Here is a 6,141-nt window from a genome sequence, read left to right as displayed (position 1 = left end):
CCCGGATTGCGCCAGTACGTGTGCCATTCGGGATCGTGAACGATGCGCAGGCCGACGAGTGTCGTCGCTCCCGGTTGCGCGACCCGGTCCGCGGCCACCAACTGCACCGTCACGTGATCGCGTCGTACCGATTCGGAGTTCGCGCCCGACGCGGCGGATGCGACGAGCGCCGCCAGCCAGAGGCCGGCGCAGGTCAGTCGTCGCAAAGAACCCCGATCGCAGCGTCGCACGCGTTTCGTCTCCAGTCGTTCAACGTTGCGCCAGCTCCGGCGGCAGCGGCGCGTTGGGATACCAGTACCGCAGATGGCACGCTTCGCAGACCTCATCGAGCTGGCCGCCTGCTTCCACCAGGGCATGAACGTCCCTGGCGTCGACAGCTTGCAGCAGCAGTGTTGCAGCCGTATGCAACTCGCGGGCGTGGGCATTGAATGCAGGACGGTTGGCATCGATGGCCCGCTGAATCTCCTCAGGCGGCGAAATTCCCTGCACGTGCGCATCCTCGAGCGTGTGACCCTCGGCGACGACGCGCCGGCCGTCGATCACGAGCAGGTTGGCGGATTCGGCGAGCCGGATCGCGGCATGACGCAGTTCGAGCCATTCGGCGTCGGTCTGTGGACGGTGCTCCACCGTGCCTTCGAGCGTGACTTCCGTGCTCACCGCTTCCCACAGGAAATCCGCGGCCGGGTCGACCTGGGAGTTCATGATTTCCTGGAGGCTTGCTGCGGGGATGAAGGGCGAGGGTGCGGTCGGCGGCGACTGCCGGGTGCATGCCGTAGTCGCCAGCAGTGCGATGACGGTCAGTGCGGCGGTCAGGCTAAAGCCTGACCCACAGGCAGAACGGCGCATCATGCAGAGAGCCGATTACCGGCTCGCAGCTTTCGGCGCCGACGGTGCGATGCGCGTCAGCTTGCCGCCTTCGGCCTCGTAGTTCTGTGCGCCGAGGGTTCCTGCGACCTTGAAGCCGTGGTCGGCAAGGAAATCGGCGGCGCGGCCGCCGCGACCGGCGTGATTCGACACCGTGACGATGGTGCGGTCTTTCGGAATCCAGGCGACGCTCTTTTCCAGTTCGCTCAGCTGGACGCTCAGGTAGACGGGAAAGCCGCCGATGGTCGTGAGTTCGTCCGGACGACGCACGTCGATCACCAGCAGCTTGTCCGGGTGTGCCAGCAGCGTGTCGAACTCGGCGCGATTGAGTACGTGCGCCTTGAAGGCTGGCGCCTTGGTCGCCGCGACGGCGGGCTGTTCCTGCGCGAATGTGGCGGGGGTGGCGAGAATCGAAGCCATAGCCGCCAGCGCGGCGAGTGTCGGACGATGCATGTGAGATTACCTGTGAGTGGAGATCAAGAAGGGAGTCAGGCTAAAGCCTGACCCACAGGACTCTGCATCTTCCTGTGGGGCCGGCTTCAGCCGGCCTTGGGAAATATCAGGTGAAGCCAATCATTCGCCCCGCCAGTCCGATACCGAACCAGATGGCCAGCGACACCCCGACCGTCGTGCGCGCCAGCACGGGATGCGGCGACTCGCGCGCCGCGATCCGGCGGAACAGCGCGAACTGCAGGACGATGGCGGTGACGAACAGCACCATCTTCAGCTCGAAGGCGAACTTGTAGTAGTACAGCTTCGGCGTGGCGACGAACATGAGCGTGCCGCTCACCACGGTGAGCACCAGGCCGATGTAGAAAAAGCGATTGGCATCGCGCGTCACTTCGCTCATCGGCTGATTCCTGAACACGAGGTTCAGCAGCCGCAGGCTGATCAGCACCAGCGCCGCGAGCAGTGCGATGAATCCCAGCACGTGCACGACCTGCAGCCCGGCCGCGACCAGGTGATTGGACTTGCTGATCGCATGCGCGACCGGGCTGTCCTGGATGGCGGTGAGAATTTCGGCGATCGACATGGCGCTCTTCGGAATCAGGAGAGATACGGAATCATGCGGCCGCAGACGATGACCACCGACCACAGGCCGAGCGACGCGATGGCGGCATATCTCGCGGCGTGCGGCAGCACGACCTGTCCGTCGTGCACTTCCGTTTTCCTGGCGATGACGAACTCGAAGTACGCCGCGTTGATTCCCGCGAGCACGATGAACAAGAGCTTCCAGGCAAAGATCGCGCTGGTCACCAGCGACGACGCTGACGCGAGGAACAGCAGCCCGCCGGTGATGAAGATCACGACGAAGCCGCCGAGCACCCACGGACGCAGCTGATGCAGCACCTGTACGGCAGGCAGGCGCTTCAGCACCACGCCGGCGAGCCGCAGGTCGGTGATGAACAGCAGGCCGACGGCAATGGACAGCCCGATGAGGTGCACACCTTCGATCAGCGGAAAGGCATAACGCGACTCGGCGATGTACATCGCCAGCGGCCACTGTTCGATCCGTTCGGCAATTGCGATGAGCGACATGACCGTCTCACTTCTTCGCGGGCGCCACGGCGACCTGACCGAACGGTCCGTTGTTCTCGATGCACATGCGCTCGTAGCGCTCGTGCTTCAGGCTGCCGTCGGGCGTATTGGCTTCGGCGACTTCGTAGTGCCAGCCGTCGATCTGGTCCTTCTCCGTGTAGCGCCGCACCGGAATCGTCGCCGTCCACGGGCGCGTGAACACCGTCGGGTCGGTGATCGTCGCGACGTAATTGAAGCGCTGGCCGCCGTTGTCGAAGACGTAGCGCTCTTCGATGTGCGCGTTGTCGCTGAAGAACTCGCCGGTGCGCGCGAGGCGCGCCTTGGCGTTGTTGTTGGTCACGTCGACGATCAGCGTGTTGCCTTCCCAGCGGCCGCGCGAATCGGCGTTCCACAGCTTGATGTTCGCGGGCAGGTGCGGCTTGCCGTCGAGATGGATGATGCGCCAGCCCGAGTTGAACAGGATCAGCACGTAGTCCGGATACTGGCGGATCTCGAAGCCATGCCAGGTGAACGACTTCGGCACGCCGGCCGGCGCGCAGCGCGCCAGCGGCTCGATGTATTCGGGCCGGATCGGATCGTGAAAGTACTTCAGGAACTCCTGCTGCTTCTCGCGCGCCCACGGCTGGAACGGCACCTCGCCATCGGCCGGATCGCTCACGCGACTCGGCGCACGCTCGCTGCGCTGGGTTTTCGGAAGCGCGCGCGGATTCGGATCGCCCGGCACGCCGCCCTGCGGATCGGTCCAGTTGTTGTGATTGGCAATGGTGTTCGACCACTGGCCCGCCACGTCCGGCTGGCCATCCGGCGTGCGCTTGCCGGTCCAGCGGCCGGACTCGATGACGGTCACGGTCTTTTCGCGCTGGATGCCGCCGCCCGGCGCCTGCTGTGCGAGGGACACTGATGCAATCGTCAAACCGAGGACAACCGCAACGATTCCCCTGTATTGCCGGCGTCCGGTTGGGGTGGGGGCGCTGGGGCGCGAGCCCGCTGCCTTTCCAGACAACCCCCTTCCTGTCCTTCCCCCGCTACGCGGAGGAAGGGACGCACAATTCGACTTCATCTGGTTCATTGGTGATCAACGCTTTGCTTCTTGCTCACTGCGGTTCACTCGCCCTGCGCCGGTACCGGGTAGTACTTGTCGAAATCGCGCGTGAAGCAGTAGTTCTCGATCAGCTGGAAGTTCTTTTCGCGATGCCGGTGCAGGATCACGCTCAGACTCCAGGGCTTCGCGAACACCAGCGGATCTTCCAGCGTGGCGTGGTACTCGAGGGTGTTGGCATCGAGGAACTTCCAGCGCTCGACTACGTGCAGCTTCGGGCTGTGATAGTTGCCGGCGCGATCGAGCCAGGTCTCTTCATTGAAATCGACCACGTCGACGACCAGCGTGTCGCCTTCCCAGTGACCGCGCGAATCGCCGAGATAGAACTCGTTGTCCGTGACCTTGGGATGCAGCGTGCCGTTGGTGAAGATCGTGCGCACCGACTGGCCGAACTGGAACACGATCGTGACGTCGTTCGCGCGCTGCAGGATCTGGAAGGGCTCCGGGTAGTAGATGCCGCGCGGCGTGCCGAGCGTCCAGCACTTCAGGCGCGGATCTTCGGTATCGCGCGCGGCGAAGTTCTCTTTCTTCTTCTCCAGCGCTTCGGGCAGGTAGGGAATCACGTTGCCTTCGACGACACCCGGACCCGGCGGCGCATCGATGCGGCCCGAATGCGGTTCGAGGTCGTAGTCCGCGGCGCTGGTCGTCTGCCAGATGCCGGAGAAATCCGGCTTGCCGTTCGACAGGCGCGGGATCTTCGGCTCGGCGGCATTCGCCGCCTGCAGCACCAGACCGAGCGCCAGTGCTGCGAGAAGTCGCTTCGTCATTGTGCTGCTGCCGTCCTTGCCGTCGGTGCATCCTGCGCGCCGCCCGTCTGGAACGTGCGTCCATCCGGCAACGTCACGGTGACGGAATAGCCGAACGCGCCGCCGTTCTTGGCGAGGTAGCCCTTGATGTGCACCTTGGTGCCCGGCGCCACGTCGGCCTTGGTGAGGCCGATGCGCGCGAGCTGGTTCGGGGCGCCGAACTCGACACCCCAATTCGTCACCTTGCCGGCGGTGTCGGCAACGTCGAAGTACAGCCAGCTGTGCGGATTGACCCACTTGATCCTGGTGACCGTGCCCGTGAGATCGATCGGCTTGTCGGCATCGAACTCCGCCGCGAAGGCGTGATGCGCCCAGGTCGGCACGGCCGTGGCCGCCATCACGACGGCAAGCGATGCACGGTAAAAAGACATCCACTTCATTCATCTTCTCCGAATCAATGGCGCGGCAGGACACGCGGTGCTGCTGCCGTCGCGGGCCGCACTCTCGACGGCAGCGCACGCACTGTCCAACGTTCGCTCGTTATCTGCCAATGCAGCAGCGGCATGTCACTGCTCTGTGACTGCGGAGCGACTTCGATCGCGCGTCGCACAGGCGTTGTGACCGCTTCGTGACCGCGACGAGACCGGCGTTCAATCGTTGCTTTTTTCGTTGCGCTCACGTCAGGTCCTTGGCGGCCAGCAGCGCGCGACTGTTGTCGAAATAGATGAGCTGGCGCTGCTCGGCGGTGAGCACCTGGTCGAGCGTGTCGAGCGCCGGGCCGACATCGCCGCGCTTGCCGCCGCCGACGCCGTAGTCGGTGCCGAACAGGATGCGGTCGGCGCCGAGCTTGTTCGCCGCGAGCGCCACCCATTCGGCATTGCGCACCGAGTACGGACCGGGATCGAGATACAGCCGGCGCAGCTTCGCCAACGGATCGGCGATGCCGTTGTTGCGCGCCGCAGGAACGATGCTCTCGATCAGGTGCGGCAGGAAACCGCCGAGCATGATGATCTCGACGCTGACGTCGGGATACGGATCGAGAAAGTCGGTGAGCCCGAGCGTGATCGCGCCGGCCGCCAGGTGCGAGTTGCTGATCAGGCTCCAGCGCGCGTAGTTCGTGTCGGTCGGCACGACCAGCGGCGGCTGGCCCGGCACCGCGGCGTTCGCCGGTCCGCGATGGATGAAGAAGTGACTGCGGTGTTTCTGCGCGGCGGCGAAGATCGGCGCCAGCGTGCGTGCGCCTTCGAGCGTCGCGAACGCATTCAGCGGCAGCGAACCGCCGATGAAGCCGAGTTCGCGATGGGCGCGCGCGAGTTCTTCGGCAGCCCATTTCGGATCGGCGGTCGGCAATGCGGCGACTGCGAGGGAGCGGTCCTTGTGCTTCGCCCCGACGCCAGCCAGTTCGTCGTTGAAGGCGCGATACAGCGGACGCAAATCCTCGATCGGCAGCGAGGCATCGAAACCGAAGGCGACGGTGTGCGTGAGCAACTGGCGCTGCACGCCGTGGGCGTCGAGATTCGCCAGGCGTGCGGTGATGTCGGACTGCGCGATGTCGCTCGGGTCGCCGGCGGCGGCGGAGACGGTGGTGACGTTTTCGAGTCGTGTCGAGCCATCCGCTGCGGTGAGTACCCGAGGCGCGATTTTGCGTGACGCGAGATACCTGAGTTCTGCGCGCGAGACGTAGTGACTGTGCCAGTCGACCAGCGCCCGCGGCGTCGCGGACGAATCGCCGAGTGCAACGATCGAACGCAGCGCGCCGGGCAGCAGCATGGCGGTGGCGAAGGCGCCACCGATGAGGTGTCGTCGTGTGGTCATGGGATCTCCTGGGCCGCCTCTTCCTGTAGGTCAGGCTTCAGCCTGACTCTGATAAAGAGGCCGGCTGAAGCCGGCCCC

Annotated in this window: 9 protein-coding genes; all 9 read right to left on the bottom strand. The window is 64.9% G+C overall.

Annotated elements, in window-relative coordinates; all coding sequences use genetic code 11:
* Positions 1 to 206, bottom strand: a 206-nt coding sequence (locus tag V7D81_RS22705; protein ID WP_324320619.1) for a hypothetical protein, incomplete at its 3' end; no start/stop codon positions are given.
* A gap of 43 nt (positions 207 to 249) precedes the next feature.
* Complete coding sequence (locus V7D81_RS22700) at positions 250 to 702, bottom strand: cytochrome c (protein WP_324320617.1); 453 nt, start codon at positions 700 to 702, stop codon at positions 250 to 252.
* A 159-nt stretch (positions 703 to 861) separates the two neighbouring features.
* A complete protein-coding gene (locus V7D81_RS22695; RefSeq protein ID WP_324320615.1) occupies positions 862 to 1,317 on the bottom strand; it encodes a rhodanese-like domain-containing protein in 456 nt (151 codons plus the stop codon).
* A gap of 106 nt (positions 1,318 to 1,423) precedes the next feature.
* A complete protein-coding gene (locus V7D81_RS22690; protein ID WP_324320613.1) occupies positions 1,424 to 1,897 on the bottom strand; it encodes a DUF6644 family protein in 474 nt (157 codons plus the stop codon).
* Between the two features lie 14 nt (positions 1,898 to 1,911).
* The gene (locus V7D81_RS22685; protein WP_324320611.1) at positions 1,912 to 2,403 is read right to left on the bottom strand and encodes a DUF6644 family protein; all 492 of its coding nucleotides are present in this window, start codon (positions 2,401 to 2,403) and stop codon (positions 1,912 to 1,914) included.
* A gap of 7 nt (positions 2,404 to 2,410) precedes the next feature.
* On the bottom strand, positions 2,411 to 3,301 hold the full coding sequence (locus V7D81_RS22680) for a hypothetical protein (protein ID WP_324320609.1): 891 nt from the start codon (positions 3,299 to 3,301) through the stop codon (positions 2,411 to 2,413).
* A 206-nt stretch (positions 3,302 to 3,507) separates the two neighbouring features.
* A complete protein-coding gene (locus V7D81_RS22675; RefSeq protein WP_324320607.1) occupies positions 3,508 to 4,269 on the bottom strand; it encodes a hypothetical protein in 762 nt (253 codons plus the stop codon).
* Positions 4,266 to 4,688 carry a DUF6152 family protein gene (locus tag V7D81_RS22670; protein WP_324320605.1) on the bottom strand — a complete coding sequence of 141 codons (423 nt, stop codon included), beginning with the start codon at positions 4,686 to 4,688 and terminating at the stop codon, positions 4,266 to 4,268. Before V7D81_RS22670 ends, V7D81_RS22675 begins: the two co-directional genes overlap by 4 nt.
* A gap of 235 nt (positions 4,689 to 4,923) precedes the next feature.
* A complete protein-coding gene (locus V7D81_RS22665) occupies positions 4,924 to 6,063 on the bottom strand; it encodes an amidohydrolase family protein (protein ID WP_324320603.1) in 1,140 nt (379 codons plus the stop codon).
* Between the last annotated feature and the right edge of the window lie 78 nt (positions 6,064 to 6,141).

Origin of the sequence: Povalibacter sp., from assembly GCF_036735925.1 — a bacterium.
In the GTDB taxonomy this organism is placed as follows: domain Bacteria; phylum Pseudomonadota; class Gammaproteobacteria; order Steroidobacterales; family Steroidobacteraceae; genus Steroidobacter.
The sequence above is the reverse complement of the archived record's forward strand: the minus strand, read 5'-3'. Positions and strand labels throughout refer to the sequence as shown.

What these genes read in the sequence shown, in the direction of transcription:
- V7D81_RS22700 (WP_324320617.1), bottom strand. Translation starts at nt 702, where the DNA reads ATGAACTCCCAGGTCGACCCGGCCGCGGATTTCCTGTGGGAAGCGGTG.
- V7D81_RS22695 (WP_324320615.1), bottom strand. Translation starts at nt 1,317, where the DNA reads ATGCATCGTCCGACACTCGCCGCGCTGGCGGCTATGGCTTCGATTCTC.
- V7D81_RS22690 (WP_324320613.1), bottom strand. Translation starts at nt 1,897, where the DNA reads ATGTCGATCGCCGAAATTCTCACCGCCATCCAGGACAGCCCGGTCGCG.
- V7D81_RS22685 (WP_324320611.1), bottom strand. Translation starts at nt 2,403, where the DNA reads ATGTCGCTCATCGCAATTGCCGAACGGATCGAACAGTGGCCGCTGGCG.
- V7D81_RS22675 (WP_324320607.1), bottom strand. Translation starts at nt 4,269, where the DNA reads ATGACGAAGCGACTTCTCGCAGCACTGGCGCTCGGTCTGGTGCTGCAG.
- V7D81_RS22670 (WP_324320605.1), bottom strand. Translation starts at nt 4,688, where the DNA reads ATGAAGTGGATGTCTTTTTACCGTGCATCGCTTGCCGTCGTGATGGCG.
- V7D81_RS22665 (WP_324320603.1), bottom strand. Translation starts at nt 6,063, where the DNA reads ATGACCACACGACGACACCTCATCGGTGGCGCCTTCGCCACCGCCATG.